19 protein-coding genes are annotated in these 16,579 nt (G+C 41.2%); 8 read left to right on the plus strand and 11 right to left on the minus strand.

Annotated features, from left to right (window positions below; all coding sequences use genetic code 11):
* Positions 1-86: 86 nt before the first annotated feature.
* Positions 87-962, plus strand: a complete 876-nt coding sequence (locus ACO05V_RS16190) for an MYG1 family protein (RefSeq protein WP_421853762.1) — start codon at positions 87-89, stop codon at positions 960-962.
* Between the two features lie 86 nt (positions 963-1,048).
* Complete coding sequence (gene gloA, locus ACO05V_RS16195; protein ID WP_421853765.1) at positions 1,049-1,573, plus strand: lactoylglutathione lyase; 525 nt, start codon at positions 1,049-1,051, stop codon at positions 1,571-1,573.
* A gap of 128 nt (positions 1,574-1,701) precedes the next feature.
* On the opposite strand, the gene ACO05V_RS16200 is transcribed toward gloA, so the two are convergent.
* Positions 1,702-1,854 carry a hypothetical protein gene (locus ACO05V_RS16200; protein ID WP_341584184.1) on the minus strand — a complete coding sequence of 51 codons (153 nt, stop codon included), beginning with the start codon at positions 1,852-1,854 and terminating at the stop codon, positions 1,702-1,704.
* A 206-nt stretch (positions 1,855-2,060) separates the two neighbouring features.
* On the opposite strand from ACO05V_RS16200, the gene ACO05V_RS16205 reads away from it, so the two are divergent.
* Positions 2,061-3,017, plus strand: a complete 957-nt coding sequence (locus ACO05V_RS16205) for a ribonuclease Z (RefSeq protein ID WP_421853769.1) — start codon at positions 2,061-2,063, stop codon at positions 3,015-3,017.
* Between the two features lie 154 nt (positions 3,018-3,171).
* Here the strand turns inward: ACO05V_RS16205 and ACO05V_RS16210 are convergent, their stop codons facing one another.
* The 6 genes from ACO05V_RS16210 to ACO05V_RS16235 all read right to left on the minus strand — a co-directional run bounded on the left by ACO05V_RS16210 (position 3,172) and on the right by ACO05V_RS16235 (position 10,631).
* Complete coding sequence (locus tag ACO05V_RS16210) at positions 3,172-3,609, minus strand: GNAT family N-acetyltransferase (protein ID WP_421853772.1); 438 nt, start codon at positions 3,607-3,609, stop codon at positions 3,172-3,174.
* Between the two features lie 124 nt (positions 3,610-3,733).
* On the minus strand, positions 3,734-5,455 hold the full coding sequence (locus ACO05V_RS16215) for a DUF2326 domain-containing protein (RefSeq protein ID WP_421853775.1): 1,722 nt from the start codon (positions 5,453-5,455) through the stop codon (positions 3,734-3,736).
* The gene (locus ACO05V_RS16220; protein ID WP_421853779.1) at positions 5,446-5,679 is read right to left on the minus strand and encodes an ABC-three component system middle component 6; all 234 of its coding nucleotides are present in this window, start codon (positions 5,677-5,679) and stop codon (positions 5,446-5,448) included. Before ACO05V_RS16220 ends, ACO05V_RS16215 begins: the two co-directional genes overlap by 10 nt.
* On the minus strand, positions 5,672-6,664 hold the full coding sequence (locus ACO05V_RS16225; protein WP_421853782.1) for an ABC-three component system protein: 993 nt from the start codon (positions 6,662-6,664) through the stop codon (positions 5,672-5,674). Before ACO05V_RS16225 ends, ACO05V_RS16220 begins: the two co-directional genes overlap by 8 nt.
* A 203-nt stretch (positions 6,665-6,867) precedes the next feature.
* Positions 6,868-8,181, minus strand: a complete 1,314-nt coding sequence (locus ACO05V_RS16230) for a deoxyguanosinetriphosphate triphosphohydrolase (RefSeq protein ID WP_421853785.1) — start codon at positions 8,179-8,181, stop codon at positions 6,868-6,870.
* A 941-nt stretch (positions 8,182-9,122) separates the two neighbouring features.
* A complete protein-coding gene (locus ACO05V_RS16235; protein WP_421853788.1) occupies positions 9,123-10,631 on the minus strand; it encodes a carboxypeptidase M32 in 1,509 nt (502 codons plus the stop codon).
* A 141-nt stretch (positions 10,632-10,772) separates the two neighbouring features.
* On the opposite strand from ACO05V_RS16235, the gene ACO05V_RS16240 reads away from it, so the two are divergent.
* Positions 10,773-10,982 carry an addiction module protein gene (locus tag ACO05V_RS16240; protein ID WP_421853791.1) on the plus strand — a complete coding sequence of 70 codons (210 nt, stop codon included), beginning with the start codon at positions 10,773-10,775 and terminating at the stop codon, positions 10,980-10,982.
* Positions 10,973-11,107: a hypothetical protein gene (locus ACO05V_RS16245; RefSeq protein ID WP_421853795.1), complete on the plus strand. Its 135-nt coding sequence runs from the start codon at positions 10,973-10,975 to the stop codon at positions 11,105-11,107. Before ACO05V_RS16240 ends, ACO05V_RS16245 begins: the two co-directional genes overlap by 10 nt.
* 215 nt (positions 11,108-11,322) lie before the next feature.
* On the opposite strand, the gene ACO05V_RS16250 is transcribed toward ACO05V_RS16245, so the two are convergent.
* Positions 11,323-12,327: an AraC family transcriptional regulator ligand-binding domain-containing protein gene (locus tag ACO05V_RS16250; protein ID WP_421853798.1), complete on the minus strand. Its 1,005-nt coding sequence runs from the start codon at positions 12,325-12,327 to the stop codon at positions 11,323-11,325.
* Between the two features lie 132 nt (positions 12,328-12,459).
* On the opposite strand from ACO05V_RS16250, the gene ACO05V_RS16255 reads away from it, so the two are divergent.
* Both ACO05V_RS16255 and ACO05V_RS16260 read left to right on the plus strand, forming a co-directional pair.
* A complete protein-coding gene (locus ACO05V_RS16255) occupies positions 12,460-12,990 on the plus strand; it encodes a hypothetical protein (protein WP_421853801.1) in 531 nt (176 codons plus the stop codon).
* 317 nt (positions 12,991-13,307) lie between these two features.
* Positions 13,308-13,793 (plus strand): putative 4-hydroxy-4-methyl-2-oxoglutarate aldolase, encoded by a 486-nt coding sequence (locus tag ACO05V_RS16260; protein WP_421853804.1) that lies wholly within the window; start codon positions 13,308-13,310, stop codon positions 13,791-13,793.
* Between the two features lie 35 nt (positions 13,794-13,828).
* Here ACO05V_RS16260 and ACO05V_RS16265 read toward each other — a convergent pair whose 3' ends face one another.
* Together ACO05V_RS16265 and ACO05V_RS16270 are read right to left on the minus strand one after the other, a co-directional pair.
* Positions 13,829-14,059, minus strand: a complete 231-nt coding sequence (locus ACO05V_RS16265; protein ID WP_421853807.1) for a DUF2789 family protein — start codon at positions 14,057-14,059, stop codon at positions 13,829-13,831.
* 349 nt (positions 14,060-14,408) lie between these two features.
* Positions 14,409-14,861: a GyrI-like domain-containing protein gene (locus ACO05V_RS16270; protein WP_421853810.1), complete on the minus strand. Its 453-nt coding sequence runs from the start codon at positions 14,859-14,861 to the stop codon at positions 14,409-14,411.
* Positions 14,862-14,941: 80 nt separating this feature from the next.
* Between ACO05V_RS16270 and ACO05V_RS16275 the strand changes: the two genes are divergently transcribed.
* A complete protein-coding gene (locus tag ACO05V_RS16275; RefSeq protein ID WP_421853813.1) occupies positions 14,942-15,688 on the plus strand; it encodes a helix-turn-helix transcriptional regulator in 747 nt (248 codons plus the stop codon).
* Here the strand turns inward: ACO05V_RS16275 and ACO05V_RS16280 are convergent.
* Positions 15,685-16,575, minus strand: coding sequence for an alpha/beta hydrolase (locus ACO05V_RS16280; protein ID WP_421853816.1), 891 nt, complete (start codon positions 16,573-16,575; stop codon positions 15,685-15,687). The two genes, ACO05V_RS16275 and ACO05V_RS16280, sit on opposite strands and share 4 nt — an antisense overlap.
* Positions 16,576-16,579: the final 4 nt, after the last annotated feature.

Here is a 16,579-nt window from a genome sequence, read left to right on the forward strand (position 1 = left end):
CACCCTCCATTAAAACCCCGTAAAATGCCGTTCTTTAGTACGTGTGTGCTGTTAAGTGAAATGATATCAATCAAAGAGACTATAGAATGAACAAACAAACTCAAGTAATCGCAACGCACAATGGAAACTTTCATGCAGACGACGTATTTGCTGTAGCCGCACTTAAAAGCATTTTTCCGTCTGTAGAATTAATTCGTACACGTGACTTAGAAATCATAGCCAAAGCCGACATTGTGGTCGACGTAGGCGGCATTTACGACGCAGACAAAGGTCGTTTTGATCATCACCAAAAAGGCGGCGCCGGCGCACGAGAAAACGGCATCCCGTTTTCATCATTTGGGTTGATTTGGCAAAAGTACGGCCTAGAAATATGTGCAGGCGATCAAGAAGTCGCTAACTCACTGGATAAAAATTTAGTATCTACCATCGACGCCATCGATTGCGGACACGTAGAAGGTGTACAAACAGGCATTAGTCTGAGCCAAACCATCTCAATGTTTAATCCTACATGGCAAGAAGAAGGCGATTTTGATGCCTGTTTCGATGAAGCGGTTGCCTTTGCATCTCGCATATTAACTCGATTCATCGCCGCAGCAAGCGGTGGCGTGAACGCAAAAACCATCGTCGCCAACGCAATCGAAAAAGCCGAAGATCCAAGAGTCATCGTGTTAGAACAATACACACCATGGAAAACCACCGTGCTTAAGTTGTCGCAAGATGCCTTGTTTATGGTTTATCCGTCCCAAACAGGAGAGTGGCGCATACAAACCGTGCCAGTCGAACTAGGCTCGTTTGAAGACCGTAAAAAACTACCCGCTCCATGGGCAGGATTGTCTGATAAAGAACTACAAGACGTCACCGGTTTAGACGATGCCATGTTCTGTCATAACGGCTTATTTATCGCAGGCTGTGCGTCATTTGAAAATACCATGAAAATGGCTGAAATGGCGCTGGCATATTAAGCCATTCACGCCATACAGGGGTTGGAATTTCGCAGCCAGCCCCCAGCTCCTAAGTTATACATTCATTACCACACGGGAGTACAAATATGAGTCGTCATTTTGAACAAGCCGAGGGCTTGTGTGAAGAAAAAGACCCTGCAACGAACGGGGTTGTATTCAACCAAACCATGTTGCGCATTGCCGATCCTGTGCGCACACTCGATTTTTATACCCGAGTGATGGGTATGACGCTATTAAAGAAACTCGATTTTCCCGACATGAAATTCAGTTTGTATTTTCTGACTCACGGTGAAGATTTCTCTGATATCAGTCACGATGATTCAGAACGAACGGCGCAAACCTTTGGTCGCCCTGCCATGTTAGAACTGACCCATAACTGGGACGATACCCCAGACAATACGCAATATCATAATGGTAACAGTGATCCTCGTGGTTTTGGTCACATAGGTTTTCATGTGCCCGATCTAGAAGGCGCGTGTCAGCGTTTTGAAGCCTTAGGTGTGCCATTCCAGAAAAAACTAAGCGATGGCAAAATGAATAACATTGCCTTTATTAAAGATCCAGACGGTTATTGGATTGAAATTTTCAATGCTAGCCGTATGGCAAGTTAAACGACATTAAGCAAAAGGTCCCTTTGCAACATGACAAAGGGGCCTTTTTCTACTGTGTCATTTCGCCAAGAATGTACTAAGACACAACGTCGAAACCGCGTTTTTACAAAGTGTTATATGCCGTATTGCTAGCCCTTGTTTGCACCGCCTTTATTTGATCTTTCATTTCTCTTCTGTTTCTTACGGTTATTTTTCTCAGTTACAATTTTGATAGCTTCGTCTTTGGTTAAATGGGGATGCTTAGCAATCAGCTCTTCCACTTTTGTATCAAATGCGGTCATTTATAAATCTCATGTATTGAAGTATGAATCAGGCCAGTATTTTAGCTCAGGAAGAGTTTAGAAGATAACAATTCTTAGCAGCGACTGATGTGTGTTTTTTGAATCTAAGCAAACAATAAGCCGTGTATACAACCCGAGATTGCCGCTTGGTCATGAAAGCATTAGGCTTAGGCAAGATAAACCGTCTTTATGTATCAAGGTAAAAAATGAATATTGTCTTTCTCGGAACGTCGGCAGGCGTTCCCACCAAAACTCGTAATGTAACCGGCCTCGCGGTACGCGAAGAAAGAGGCAATGGCTGGTACCTTGTTGATTGTGGTGAGGGAACGCAACATCAGATACTTCATACCAATTTATCGATCAATGCCTTACAAGCCATCTTCATCACTCACATTCATGGCGATCATTGTTATGGCTTGCCAGGCATATTGGCAAGCGCCGCCATGAATGGCCGCAAGGCGCCATTGAAAATTATGGCACCAAGTGGTGTAAGAGAATGGGTGGAAGCGACTCAGCAACATACACAATTGTATCTACCCTATGAAATTGAGTTTGTCTGTACTGATGACCTGCCATCTGTCGAGTTCAGGAAGATTCGTGTGGAAACGGTCGCCCTATCTCACCGAGTCCCTTCTTATGCCTACTGTTTTACCGAAAAAGACATCAACCCGCGCTTGGATGTGGAAAAACTGGAACGGCACAACATCCCCAGAGGCCCACATTGGGGGCAGTTACAAAAGGGGCAAGATGTTGAACTAAACGGCAAACTAATCCATTGTGAAGACTATTTACTATACGATAAAAACCCGCAAAAAATCATTGTAGCAGGCGACAATGACCAGCCAGAACTCTTGTCTCAAATAAGCCATGGAGCCAGTGCACTGGTTCATGAAGCCACGTACACCAAAGACATCGTTGAGAAGTCTGGGAACAGCTACGGCCACAGTTACGCCGAGCTTGTGGCGACCTTTGCCGAGCAAGCTAACATCCCCAACTTAGTGTTAACACACTTTAGCCCTCGCTACCAAGCCAACCCGAATCTATCCCCTTCCATCGCCGACATTTATCAAGAAGCCAAAGCCCATTATTCGGGCAATCTGTTTCTCGCCAACGACCTTGACGAATATCAGTTGAACAAAAGCAATAAATTAAAAAAGCTTTAAAGAGGATTTATAGACTTGGGCTTTAAGTGCCCAAACGAAAGGCATCAACCGCGGAATTTAGGGCCAGGTGAAAAGGGCTATTTTTTATCTGGATCTAATATTCGTCCCTTATCCGTCCTTTGTTAGTCCCTGCTTGAAACGTTAACTATGTCTGTTAGTTTAACTGTTTGATAAACTTAATTTTACTACTGGCAATACAACCATTATCTTCGTAACCTGATATTTGATAACCACTGGAAATTAGCAACTGTAACATCGCTTGGTACTGATTCATCGATTTTACACTAATGGCACTATAGCCATGATTAAGAGCCCATAATTCTTGCTGCTCTCGTAACTTAGTGGCAACACCTTGTTTTCTATAATTTGGATCAACTCCGCCAAGCCAGCTATAAAACTCAGCATTAGAAACCTCATAACCAATTTTGTATGCTATTGGCTTTTTATTATGACTTGCGATGAGAATTAAGTGCACTTTACCTGTTAATTTAGCCATTAATTTATTTGCTGTTGTTCTACCATCAAATTCAGGTATTTGAGTATCAACCTCTAAAACGTCATCTATCGTTCCCAAGTGGAAATCAAACTTCATACACATTTACCTTTTGAATGTAGAGTCAGATAAAAAACGCTCTAATATCTTAATTTTTCATCTGACCCTAAATACTCTCTGACCCTGATTGCCCGTAATTGACCGTATCATTATCTACAAACTGTTAGTCTTTTTCGTATTGCATATCGATCTGAACACCAAGCAACTTAGATTCCGGAGAATCGTCTTTTAACTCTAGCGTTACCGTGCCAAGTATCTCCTCAAATTCCTCTTCTTCAAGAACATCTTTTAAAGATGTCAATTGATCTTCGTTAATAGTCGCTATATATTGTTTTCCATATTCTTTAGTTAATTTGTGGGCAAGCTTTAACAATATAGCCCTTTGTCTAGGATCAATATCACTAAACATCCTACTATCATGGAAAACACTTTGAAAATAATGAACTCTGGAATTAATTAAGTTATTCAAGTCATAGCAAAAGATTTTAACTTCGTTAATTCCATCAGAAGCGTCATTTTGAATTTTCGCACTTATTTTAAATCGTTCTTGGTTATTACCCTCGTTATTTTTAATTGAAATACCAGCAGGTACTTCAGGATAAAACTCATTTGCAAGGTCGCTAAATCCTAGATAGACCGAATGCTCTTGCTCTTTATAAGCTTCCAAATACTCGATTGTAGTTACTTCTTGGCTTGATAATTCCTTTTGCGCCTCTGCCATTTCCTTTTTAGAATGGGACGAAATATTCTTGTAGTCTTGCAGCTTTGAAAGCTTACTCTTTAGTTCAGTTAATTGGGCATTGATTGCAGCAAAAAAGTCTAACGCTCGACTTTTTGCCAGCAACTTCATTTTCTGATCAAAAGCTATCTGCAGTTCATTCTTGCTTTTTTCTTCTTCCAAACGTGTAGCAGATAACGTCTTAAGCTCTTTAGCTAATCGTTCACTTCGTTTAATATGAATACTTTTATGGAATGCAGTGACATTTTCGAGCGTTTGTAGCGTGCCTTCTTTAAATAGCTCAGTAATTTCACCATAAAGATCATAAACTTTCTCTAAGTCCATATCCTGATATAAGCTCATACTGTGCTTAATATTTTTGATACTAGTGTTTAAGTAATAAAGCCTGTTTTTTATTTGTGACAGTGTTTCAGCCATACCATCCGCTTCCGCTTGGATCGACGCGTAGTTTGCTGCCACGTTATAGTTTTTAATATCAGATTCTAGTTTCTTTACATCTTGTGTTAATCGAGAAATCTCAAATTCAACATCCAAATCGCCAGCATAGTATTCCCTTATTACTGGGTCATTTTTGAACGACTTTTCGAACTTTTCTAAATCTTGGTAACGCTTCCGCGTGTTTCGTTTTTGATAGGCATAAGCAAGGTCTAATTCAAGTAAGAAGGCATTATTTACCAAGGATGAAAATGGCTGCTCTTTCGCAGTTGTGAGGCTTGATACATAACTTCCCCGGCCTGTACGATAAAAACGTGAAAGAACAGTCCTAAAAGTAAGATATGGAGAGTTTTCAGGTATATCTACAAGCATCCGCTCCATTTCAGCATTGAAAGCAGTTTGCCCTAACTCTTTATCATTTAGATAAATCTTATTCTGATTTTTTGCAGCACGGTTTGCGGTAAACCTTTTATCACCAATATTGAAGCTAAGAGTAAACTCCCATCCCGACAAATACTGTTCAAATGCTGGGATTTTGTTGGAACCAAGGCAAAAATTTACGATCTGGAGTAACAATGACTTCCCAACACCATTGTATGTATTATTTTTATCAGTTGATGTGCTTTTCCCAATAATTAGGGTTAAACCCTTGGGGTTAAAATGAACTGTGTTAAAAGATGGCTTATTCGCTTCTAGAGAAATTAATTGCATTTGACTATTTTTCCTTGTTCATTCAACTCAATCGCTCCACATGCATATAAAAAATCTAACGCTAAAATGATGTGTTCAAAATCATGACTAATGAGCAAATTGAGATTCTTCAACTTGTCATAGATTTGTTCAGGGGTCTGTGGACGAGACAATAAATTTAGAATATTTGCGCCCAATCCCAAAAGTGACTCAGACAATCGTATGTGCTTTTGTGGACTAAGCATTTTCAATCACCTTCGGGTCATAACCTTCAGGTGGCTCCTCAAAGATGTCACATGCCTCAAAAAAGAAAGCCATAACAGCGATTACATTTCTTTCGTAATCACGCCTCTGCATATTAGACAAGTTTGCAGGCAACATTTCATCAACCATGTTTTTAAACACTATATCGGACTCAGGCAAACCTGTAGCTATCGCAGCTCCCGCATTGTCAGTATTTAAGTGGTGTTGATACATTTCGTTCAACGAGTCTCTAGACTGCTGGCGGGAAAACTTACTATTGCTCCGAAAATAGTCATCAACATAGCCTACTTGATATGCCCCGACATTAAGGTGCATCGCAGTACTTTTACCCAGTTTATTAAAGTGTATCTTATTATAAAAATCAGGTCGTTCATTAGTTTGAGAGTCAGAAAAACCACTGTAGTTCTTAGATACATAACCTACAATTTCTGCAACGATTGAATTATCGATAAACCCGATATCTTCTGGCTTTGGATAATAACCACATATTGAAGCAATATTGTCCTCTGGCAACTCCATGAAGATGTCTTCTAAATCAGAAGAAAGAAACACATCACAAACCTCCAGACTATACTTATTCTTAACGTTATTTAGTGTTGTATAAATTTCTGGGTAGGCACCATGATATTTATCGTTGAACACAAAGTAGAAGTGTCTAATATCATACTTATGCTCATTCCTCCAATACGCAATTAGTCCGTCTAAATCTTCTTCGATTTTTGAAGTAGCGGAAGTGGGATTGCCAGTCGGAGATTGAGGAGAATAAACTTGAAAATATTTTCCCTCTAATGGGATGAATCCATCATTTTTTCTATCACCAATGCGTCCTTGTGGTTTTACTTTTTTAAAGCCTTTATTTGATGCACGCATCACATCGCAAAACAAATCTTCGAATGCATTTCCATTTGACTCATGTATACGCAATTTAAAGGCTTTACGTACATCTAATTTTTGTTGAATATTCATTGACGAATTCCTTTCACTGCATCCCCGATTTTTTTATAGCCTTGATTAGTTTAGGGCTCTCAGCTTTAAAAAATTAACTATAAATATTCACTGACTGAAGGCACTACACTTCCATTAGAAATTAACGCTAGCCAGCATGCGCGGCTTTGTTATGAAGGTAAAGCCGCAACGAAAAAAGCGTCGCGGTGCCTAGCCTGTTACATTCACAACGCTCGACCAAGCAACTGATTGGCTACATGTGTTGCATGATTATCTGTCATACCTGAGACCATATCAGTTATACGTAGGTAACATTCATGATAACTCATACTATCCGTAAATTTGTTTACACCCATTAAATCCATAACTCTTTGGGATTTAAATGATACCTGGCCTCTCTTGACTTCATTAGCTGCACAAACAAAGGCTGACAGTATTCTATCTAAAGTTTCATATGACCCAAGCTCAAGTTCAATCTTCCTTCTGTGCAGGAATATATTACTGTTAGTTATTCTTTTAGCTTCGTCTATTCCTCGTTTTTCAATCCCTTCCATTCTAGAAATTAGATCACCACTAAAATTCCCAGACATTATATCTTCGTAATTTGACTTGAAAATATTCGTTACTTTTTTAATTAGATTATCTATCGCTTTTGACCGTATTGTTGAAACTCGGCGGCGAGAGCTAAATTCATCGCCAATGTCCGAATAGTAATCATTTTCAATACCAGCTAAGTTATTAAAAATAATCGAAACGTCTTCAAATTTAAGTATGTTTAGTTCCAAGGCATCTTCAATATCTAAAATCTTATAACAAATGTCATCAGCCGCTTCCATCAAGTATGACAGTGGGTGGCGCAAGTACTGCTGATTATTTGAACATTCAAGGCCTAATTCTCTCATTAAATCTTGAACAATCGTCTTTTCTGACTGAAAGAAATTGAATTTCCCTTTGCTCTCAGCTAGCGCATTATCAGAAAACCAAGGATATTTAATAAGCGTACCTAGTGTTGCAAACGTGAGCCTCAAGCCACCATTCCCATAGTTGTTCTCTATATTAGTTACGACTCTTAGTCCCTGTGCATTGCCCTCAAATATTTCAAAGTCATTCCTTTCACATTTTGATTGCAATGCTAACTTATCTCCATTTTCTTTGAACCAATGCCGTATAGCAAACTCTCCTGCATGACCAAATGGTGGATTTCCAATGTCATGAGCTAAGCAGGCTGCTTGTACAATCGCGCCTATTTCTTGAGCTTGGATGCCCTGAGGCAGTTTAGAGGTTTCTTCAAGAAAAGAACCTACATTGTGCCCAAGACTCCTTCCGACACTACCAACTTCGATTGAGTGCGTTAAACGAGTATGAATATGGTCATTGTTTGAAAGGGGGTGTACCTGAGTTTTTCGTCCCAATCTTCTGAACGCTGAAGAAAATACAATTCGATCATAATCTTTATGAAATTCACTTCGAATATCACATTCATTTGACGCATTTGATTTGTTCAATCTTCTTTTTGATAGGAGCTTTTCCCAATCCATAAAACCTCTTCCTTAATAATGTACCAATTAAGGGTTATAAAGCTGCATAAATGCAGCTTTCACCCACTGTTGAAAGGCAGCGTTGTCTATATAGGGAATTTGCTTTTTTCATAGAGGGACTTCCCTGTTATATAACTCGCTAAATACCAACGTATGTCTGGACTATGCCGCTTCAGATCTAAACGAAACGATGTCTATCCCAGAACTTTCAAGTCACGGTCTTATCTATCTTGCCATCACTCTTTTTTACTCAGCAAAACGTGGTGTATCACTCTTTTAAATTTAGATCGTTTGAGCCTGATGTTTTTGATTTCGTATCAATATCAGCCAAGCAATCCATACCAATTAATCCATTACGATAAACTGACAATACTATGAAAATCCCAGTTAAACCATAAGACTTTTGGGGGATTTCACTAACAAGATAAACGCCAGAGGGATGTATCCCCGCCTTCGCGGGGATGACGATGTTTATTCGCGGGGGGGTGACGGTTTATGGCGATGTTTGGTTTGCCTAATGATTGATGAGGTTGGAGGCTCTGAACCCCATCTTCCGTCTTCCCCTTGAAGAAAGGGGAAGAGACTTGGCAGCTGTGTTGAATGAGTTATGCGTTTACGAACAACGGCAGATCACGCTTCGCTCATCGTGCCCTACGCTTTGGTAATTTATGAGCTAAACAGGCTCGGAGCTATGTAACCCCATCCTAGCCCCCCCTTGGTAAGGGGAGAGAACTTGGCAGTAGTATTGAGCGGGTTATGCGTGTACGAACAATGGCAGATCACGCTTCGCTCATCGCGTCCTACGTTTCGGGGTGTTTATGTGCAGTAGCGAGGAGCAAGGCGAAAGCCTAGAGCGAGGTCAAACGATAGTGTCGAGCGGTGGAGTTTGCTTTTTTCCAAGCCAAATCACTAAAGTCTGCCCTACTTTCAAGGCTTGCTAACTACAAGTACCGCCCTTCTAGATGCTTTCTAAAGTGCACGGCATTTAGCGTTTCACCTGTCGCCCTCTTCACTAGTTCATCTGTGGTATGAAGCGAGGCTTGTGACCAAATGTTGTCGCTTAGCCATTGGAAAATTGGGCTTAGGTCGCCACTTTGGATGGCCATATCGAAATCAAAGCCGAAGTCGACGTTTTGTATCATGGTGGCTTTGTATTGAGCAGCGTACATGGCACCAAGTGTGTAGGAAGGAAAATATCCAAATGCGCCATCTGTCCAATGGATGTCTTGCATGCAGCCGTTTTTGTAGTTGTCTTTGGTGGAGATGCCAAGGGAGGCTTTCATTTTCTTGTCCCAAAGTGCTGGCACGTCTGTGTGTTCTATCACTCCGTTGATCAAGTCACGTTCGATCTCGTAACGCATGATCACGTGAGCGGGATACGTGAGTTCATCGGCGTCGACACGAATAAAGCCTTTTTCCACTTGGGTGTAGATTTTGTAGAGGTTGTCTTCGGCAAACACGGGGTCATTGTGTGCGTTAAAAGCGTCGGCTGACAGTCGTGACAAGTGAGAGATAAACGGCTTGCTACGGCCCATTTGCATCTCGAAAAAGAGCGACTGAGATTCATCAATCCCCATAGAACGCGGTTCACCCACTGGCAAGCCCGCAAAGGCTTTTGGTAAACCTTGTTCATAGCGCGCGTGTCCTGTTTCGTGCACTATGCCCATTAACGCTTGCACGAAATCATTCTCATCATAACGAGTGGTAATGCGTACATCGGTTGGTACACCGCCACAAAAAGGATGCACACTCTGGTCTAAGCGACCGTGATCAAAGTCAAATTTCAGCAGCTTCATCACTTCTAAACCAAGGGCTTTTTGGGTTGCGGTTGAAAAAGTGCCAGATGGCAAAATGATGGATTCAGAGCGCTGCTTTTCCAATACGTTTTCAATCAGTTCTGGCAACCAGGTTTTCACATCAGTAAATAAGGCATTCAGCGACGCCGTTGTGGTGCCCGGCTCGTATTTGTCGAGCATGGCGTCATAAGGCGTAAGACCTAATGCAGCGCCACGAATTTTCGCTTCTTCGCGAGACAAAGCGACGACTTCTTTCCAGTTCTTCTCAAAGCCAGTCCAGTCGTTTGCTTGGCGCTGCGAGCGCCACGCATGTTCACATTTTGAACCTGCGATAGATTGCGCTTTTACCAAGTCTTCTGGAACAATGGTCGCTTGCTGCCATTGGCGTTTCATTTCACGAAGGCTGGCTTTTTGTTCAGTGGCTTTTTGTTCTGTGTTGAAGGATTCTTGCTCAGCGTTACCAAACCACTCTTCTAGCTGAGGTTGCGTCGATAAACGGTGAATGTGAACCGATAACTCAGCCATGGCATTTGAACGGGCTTCGCTACCGCCAGATGGCATATTCACCGCAGCATCCCAACTAAGCATGGCTTGAGCATGATTAAAGTGACTGAGTGTTTGGTAATGTGACGTTAACTTGTCATAGTTGGACATTGTCGTTTTTATCCTATGTAAGAGTTGTTCTGCTTGTCAGATTGATATAAATGAGTGATAGCAGGATAGAATTGTCATCAGTTATATTTAGTCTAAATCGTTTTATACTTCTTAGACATGAAATATTGCTAGGTGACGACAATGAAACTAAATGATTTAACTGCGAGCGAAAAAGTAACGTTAGCTCAGCAGCTTTGGGACTCTGTCGCAAGTGATCAAGATGCCATAACGCTCACTACAGCCCAAAAAAATGAATTAGACAATAGACTGGCACAATTTGAATCAGATCAAAATGTCGGCTCAGATTGGAAAACGATAAAATCTAAAATATTAGGTTCATCATGCGATTAGAGACCTTTGCACGGAGTCGCGAGCAAAGCCAAGACGAGGCAAAAACAGGCGAACAAGCGGATACCTACATGGATGTAGGCGGTAAGGCGACGCAGGACGCCAAAGCCATACTCATTGGGTTATAAATGAGCATTTTGAGTCTATTTTTAACACTGTATTGACGCGCACAGCAGTAGTACAATGGTCTCTATTAAAGTATGGATATAACCAGAGGTCGAGGATGACCTGAAAGAAGCTTACTCATACTTCGAACACTGTAGGGCACTGAGTTTATGCTGTGTATTGAAGATACGTTGTTAAAAATTTTAACCCATCCAAAATATAGTCATCTAAAATAAAGTCATTCAGATGAGTGCCATTTCTTTTTTGCCTTGTAATAAGCACTCTCATCGGCAAAGCCCAATTTATCAATTATCTGTTTTGTGGGTAAGTGAGCATTCTCAATAGCAAGTTGTTGTCGGGCTGTGTTGAGTATGTTGGTAAAATGGGTGCCTTCATTTTTCAGCTTACGGCTTAAGGTGGATCGGCTCATACAAAGTTCATTGGCGGTAACAGCTTGCGAGCTGAAACAAATCAAATTCTGCTTTAGTAACGTCCGAACAACATCACTTATTGGCTGCTCAGATGCGTTTGACTCGATCAGTTTTTTCACTCTTGCCTGTAATATTTTTTTCAAATAAGGCTGGTTGCTTTTTAAACTGATGCTCAACACGGATTGTGGTAGAACAAGTTGATTATCAGGCATTCCATATTTTATTGAACATTGAAGCTGTTTTTGTATTGCTTGTGCGTATTCTGGTGCTGCAAAGGTAAATTGAGCAGACAACAAAGGCAGTGATTGATCCGTGTAATAACAGGCCCAGCGATAAAGCGAGATCATGCTTCGCTCAATGGCACATCTAGGATAAATAAAGTCGGACAAGAAACTAAATGTTAATGAGACCTGATTGTTGGCTTGCTTAACTTGCCATGTATCTGCAGGATTAACCAAGGAGGAACTGTTTAAATAAACCTCCAGTACTTCTTGTAAATTGATACAATTTTGCATGAGGTGGTTGATTATACCACTGGCTTTATGCGAAACAGTCGCACCAATATCCACACCTATAGAAGAATGTGGGTTGCGTTTGTCCGCCATGTGCCACAAAGACACCAACCAGACTTCTGGATATTGACGTTCAATCAGCTGACTCAAATCTTGCTGCTCTATGAGAGCCTGCACCTGAACAAACAAATTAGCATCAACGGACTGAATATCCCTCTCGCTAACGATACCGCGTTGATATAACTCGCGAGCAAGATCCACTACGGCCATAGCAGATACCGATCGATTAGAGCCCAGCATTTCTCGTCTTCCTTTTTAGAGTGGGTTTGTAAACAATTGCAACAAATGGCCACAATCATGCGACATTTTGCCATTCTAGTTAATACTAAATCATCAATACTTAAGGCTTAAAACATAATTGAAGGAATACTTATGCTGCGCATATATTTTTTGATCTTGAGCTTAATTCTAGTCTCCGCCTGTTCAACACAAAAGCCTAGCCAAGTGATTGGTAGTTTCCCCGAAAAAAAACCGCCAATGTTGCTATTTTATGAAGGCAATCCCTTGCCCAGAGAGCAAACTTCTATGCTTGTCACGGCACACTATGGAGATCAAACAGACCTTTATATTACCGCTGTAGACGACATTCGCAAAGAGAGCAAAGGCCTAATAGGTGGAGCTCTTGCCGCCATTGTTTTACCCGGTACTCATGATGTTTCTTTACAATTTTACGATCGAGGCCGTATGACCATACCACTAAAACTAGAAGATTTAACGGTGCAAGCCAATATAGGATATTTGATAAACTTTAACGCAAACTTCCCTCCTAATTATGACAAAAACCCCTATGGTTCAAATGATGCCGTTAAGATTCAAATTACCGTCAGTAATCTAGACACTGACGAAGTGGTGCATGACGTCACCTTTAATGGATGGGGGCAAAAAACCGTCTCAGCTGAATAAACTCAAGCTATTTGTCTTATCTCGTTTCTATAATGAATACGAGCCAAGCTATCTATTCCCCTGTTTCTCGTGGGAATAGATAGCAAACTTTAAACACCTACAAACCAAAAAAGATCAACAAACCAGAAATGATCAATAAATCACTCCCACCATTTAAATTTCAACAAAAAAAGCATCGTCAACAACAGTAAAGATGCATCAGACTTTTGAATACTGGACATTGGCTAAAAAACTGGCCTTTCAGAGGCGACCTATCTAGAGTCTTAAATTATCTCTCTTACACCACGAACTAAAACTCACTCTATCAAGGTACCAAGATGAAAGACCTGCTCCCAGATCTATGCGACTTATACCCAGAACAACTGCAATTTGCAGACGCTATTTTTACCTCCTACGGTAAACGTAGTCATTTCTATGGCGAAGTGGTCACCGTATCCTGCTTTGAAGACAACAGCCGAGTACGAGAACTTGTCGGAGAAAATGGCAAAGGAAAAGTCATGGTCGTAGATGGTGGCGGCAGCAAACGACGTGCTCTTCTTGGCGATATGCTGGCCGAGAAAGCCGTCAATAATGGTTGGGAAGGCTTTGTGATAAATGGCGCGATTCGTGATGTGGCCGCCCAATCACAACTCAATATTGGCATTCACGCTTTATGCGCACACCCAATGCCAACGGAAAAACGCGGTTTAGGCGACTTAGGTAAAACGGTTACTTTTGCCGGCATCACGATTGCTCAAGGTGATTATATTTATTGCGACTTAAACGGTATTGCCGTAGCTAAGCAACCGCTAGCCCTTCCCTAAGGGCAAATCACTAACAAGCAATAAACGCAGATCATTTAATGTAACAACACATTTAACTCATCAATCGCCGCAGCCCACTCTGAATCATTATGCCATTCTTGTTTGAGAAAGGTTTGTTGCGATTCACTGAAAAAATCCGCCTCGGTAATCTTAGTTGATGAAGATAAGCCACCATGTTTTGCAACAAATGCATCTACGTCTTGTTGTCTTTCTCCAATGCCTAATTGAGCAAATAGCCCTAATACGGTATGTGCAGATGTATCCATTTTATGTCTCCTTTGATTAATAAAAAAACGCCCTATTCACCTATATCTCAGTAAATAGAGCGGGTGATAATCATTTCTGCATTAAGTATAGGATACATACCTTCAAGTATTTTATCGACTTACCTTATTAATCCGCGTACTTAATAAGTGCTCAGTTAAAAGTCTTATGACATGTTTCGGTTCCACATTAGATGAACTCTATTGCCGCCTGAAACACTTTGCCTCTAAGCAATAATCTAAGCAAATGTGATCTGAATATGGCGACATATTTCACAGACTGATCAAGAAAGTCATCAGTGTCAAATGAAAAATCATTCTATTTTTCAGCTGAACCCAAACTGCATTCCTTTCAAGGCTTAACCGCTATATAAACATCGACACTGTTTTCACTGGTATAACATTCAAAGTCAACAGTGTAAGCACGACGATGAACGCAATCATCACTGCTAAAATAACGCCAGATCTCTTGCCACACATCGATCACTACTTGCGGCATTTCTCCTTCGCCCGAGAATACTAAATAGTCTCCAGCAGGCAGAACGACGTGTTCTAGCTCTGTGTTTGACTCCACCATGTCTGGCTCAGCGCCCACTAAAACACTGAAATCACCGGTGTAGTCAGATTCATATTGATAATACGCGCCATATAAACAGGCCCCCTTTTCATAACTCACTGTGGCTTGCTGTGCAAAGGTTTGATGTAAAACGCCTATCTTAGCGGTCTCTTGATTCATCTCACTGGCGTTATTGGTACGCACACTTAAACCAGCTACGCGTTTTTCTTCTAGGGTTATTTGCTTCATATTTTATCTCCAGAAATCTATATGTTTAGGAATAGATTCACTATATCGACATCTATGACACTTTATGTCACATTAAAATTATGAGTAGAGCCAATGCCACAAAACATTTAGATAGATTAGAACAATTAACCGCCATTCTAAAATCAGAAGAAGCCCTTACAAGCAAAATTATCGCAGCAGAACTGAATATTAGTGAACGCACCCTCTTTCGTGATATTGGCATTTTGCGAGAACGAGGGTTGCCAATTGAAGCGAACAAAGGCCGTGGCGGTGGTATCAAGCTTCATCGTAATTGGGGCGTTGGACGGCTATCGTTAGAAAGCCAAGAAATGATCGATTTGCTAATCAGCCTTGCCATTGCAGAAAGCATGGGACCGACCTTGTTTATGGGGAATATTAATACAGTTCGTCATAAGCTTATGGCGTCTTTTTCACCAAAGCAAAAAGAAAAGATCCACCAGCTACGTCAGCGAATCCATATTGGCGAACAAGTATCACCAGACGTTTTGCAGTCTTTCACTACCAAAAAACACCAAACTCAAGCCACGATTGAAACCCTACATCGCGCTTTTCTGTTCAATAAGCGTATCGCTATTGTCTACCAAGATTTTCATGACCAAGAAACTCAGCGCGACATTGAAGCCCATTATTTGTATCTTGGTTTTCCGGTTTGGTATCTCTTAGCGTGGGACCATCTTAGAAACGACGTACGTATTTTTCGTTATGACCGCATCAAGAAAGCAGACATTTTGCCGCAAGAATTCACGGTAAGACCATTAAAAGATTTCAACGCCATCCTCACCAAGCAAAATGTCAGTACACTTTAATCTTTCACTTTTACGGCATTTGCCCCATGGCGCTGAAAGAAGTCATTAACATCATCTAGTATCGGCGCTTTGCTTTTCAAAAACCAAACAAGGCTAGACACCATGTCGGCATGCCCAACGCCTTGGTAAACTTTGCTTTCAACTGCGCCCTGCTCAATATTAATTTTCGCAATCAATTTATCCATATTACTTTTGCCAACAATGGTATCGTCAGCGCCCCAAAGCAGTAACATTGGCGGCTCTTTGCCATCAATAAACGTCGTTACCTGCATATTTGGGTAGTTTTCTGGTGGGCCAAACATATCCTTATAATCTTCTTCATAAGGCACAAAATCATACGGGCCAGATAAGCCTGCAAAGGCGTTTATAATGGATGGCGTTAAGCCTTCGGCTTGCAAGTAATGTTTATCCGCCGTCACCATGGCGCCAATATGAGCGCCAATATGAGCGCCTGCTGAGTGTCCAGCAATAAACAAGCGCTCAGGGTCGCCTTGGTATTGGGCAATATTACGATAGATCCAAGCAATCGCTTTGGCACCATCCTCAACAAAGGTCGGAAATTTTACCTGTGGATATTTGCTGTAATCGGCAATGACCGTGATATAACCCTGTTTTGCAAAGGCTTCCCCCACGAAAGGGCACATATCTTTTGAACCATCTTTCCAGCTGCCGCCGTAAAAGAAGACAACAACCGGAAGTGATTGACCAGAAGAGTGAGGCGGAACATAAATATCTAGCTTTTGCCAAGGCTCAGCGCCATAAATAATGTTTTTTGTCGTTTCGGTATCACTGAAAGTATTGGGTAAATTGGCAACGCCTAACCCAACCTTAGTACAGGCAACGAGTAATAAAGAACTCAGCGCCACACACACTTTTGCTATCCTCAAAATT

The organism is Marinomonas sp. (assembly GCF_965225885.1).
In the GTDB taxonomy this organism is placed as follows: domain Bacteria; phylum Pseudomonadota; class Gammaproteobacteria; order Pseudomonadales; family Marinomonadaceae; genus Marinomonas.

Excerpts from the sequence above, each read along its gene's own strand:
- ACO05V_RS16190 (WP_421853762.1), top strand. The coding sequence starts at position 87 with ATGAACAAACAAACTCAAGTAATCGCAACGCACAATGGAAACTTTCAT.
- gloA (WP_421853765.1), top strand. The coding sequence starts at position 1,049 with ATGAGTCGTCATTTTGAACAAGCCGAGGGCTTGTGTGAAGAAAAAGAC.
- ACO05V_RS16200 (WP_341584184.1), bottom strand. The coding sequence starts at position 1,854 with ATGACCGCATTTGATACAAAAGTGGAAGAGCTGATTGCTAAGCATCCC.
- ACO05V_RS16205 (WP_421853769.1), top strand. The coding sequence starts at position 2,061 with ATGAATATTGTCTTTCTCGGAACGTCGGCAGGCGTTCCCACCAAAACT.
- ACO05V_RS16210 (WP_421853772.1), bottom strand. The coding sequence starts at position 3,609 with ATGAAGTTTGATTTCCACTTGGGAACGATAGATGACGTTTTAGAGGTT.
- ACO05V_RS16215 (WP_421853775.1), bottom strand. The coding sequence starts at position 5,455 with ATGCAATTAATTTCTCTAGAAGCGAATAAGCCATCTTTTAACACAGTT.
- ACO05V_RS16220 (WP_421853779.1), bottom strand. The coding sequence starts at position 5,679 with ATGCTTAGTCCACAAAAGCACATACGATTGTCTGAGTCACTTTTGGGA.
- ACO05V_RS16225 (WP_421853782.1), bottom strand. The coding sequence starts at position 6,664 with ATGAATATTCAACAAAAATTAGATGTACGTAAAGCCTTTAAATTGCGT.
- ACO05V_RS16230 (WP_421853785.1), bottom strand. The coding sequence starts at position 8,181 with ATGGATTGGGAAAAGCTCCTATCAAAAAGAAGATTGAACAAATCAAAT.
- ACO05V_RS16235 (WP_421853788.1), bottom strand. The coding sequence starts at position 10,631 with ATGTCCAACTATGACAAGTTAACGTCACATTACCAAACACTCAGTCAC.
- ACO05V_RS16240 (WP_421853791.1), top strand. The coding sequence starts at position 10,773 with ATGAAACTAAATGATTTAACTGCGAGCGAAAAAGTAACGTTAGCTCAG.
- ACO05V_RS16245 (WP_421853795.1), top strand. The coding sequence starts at position 10,973 with ATGCGATTAGAGACCTTTGCACGGAGTCGCGAGCAAAGCCAAGACGAG.
- ACO05V_RS16250 (WP_421853798.1), bottom strand. The coding sequence starts at position 12,327 with ATGCTGGGCTCTAATCGATCGGTATCTGCTATGGCCGTAGTGGATCTT.
- ACO05V_RS16255 (WP_421853801.1), top strand. The coding sequence starts at position 12,460 with ATGCTGCGCATATATTTTTTGATCTTGAGCTTAATTCTAGTCTCCGCC.
- ACO05V_RS16260 (WP_421853804.1), top strand. The coding sequence starts at position 13,308 with ATGAAAGACCTGCTCCCAGATCTATGCGACTTATACCCAGAACAACTG.
- ACO05V_RS16265 (WP_421853807.1), bottom strand. The coding sequence starts at position 14,059 with ATGGATACATCTGCACATACCGTATTAGGGCTATTTGCTCAATTAGGC.
- ACO05V_RS16270 (WP_421853810.1), bottom strand. The coding sequence starts at position 14,861 with ATGAAGCAAATAACCCTAGAAGAAAAACGCGTAGCTGGTTTAAGTGTG.
- ACO05V_RS16275 (WP_421853813.1), top strand. The coding sequence starts at position 14,942 with ATGAGTAGAGCCAATGCCACAAAACATTTAGATAGATTAGAACAATTA.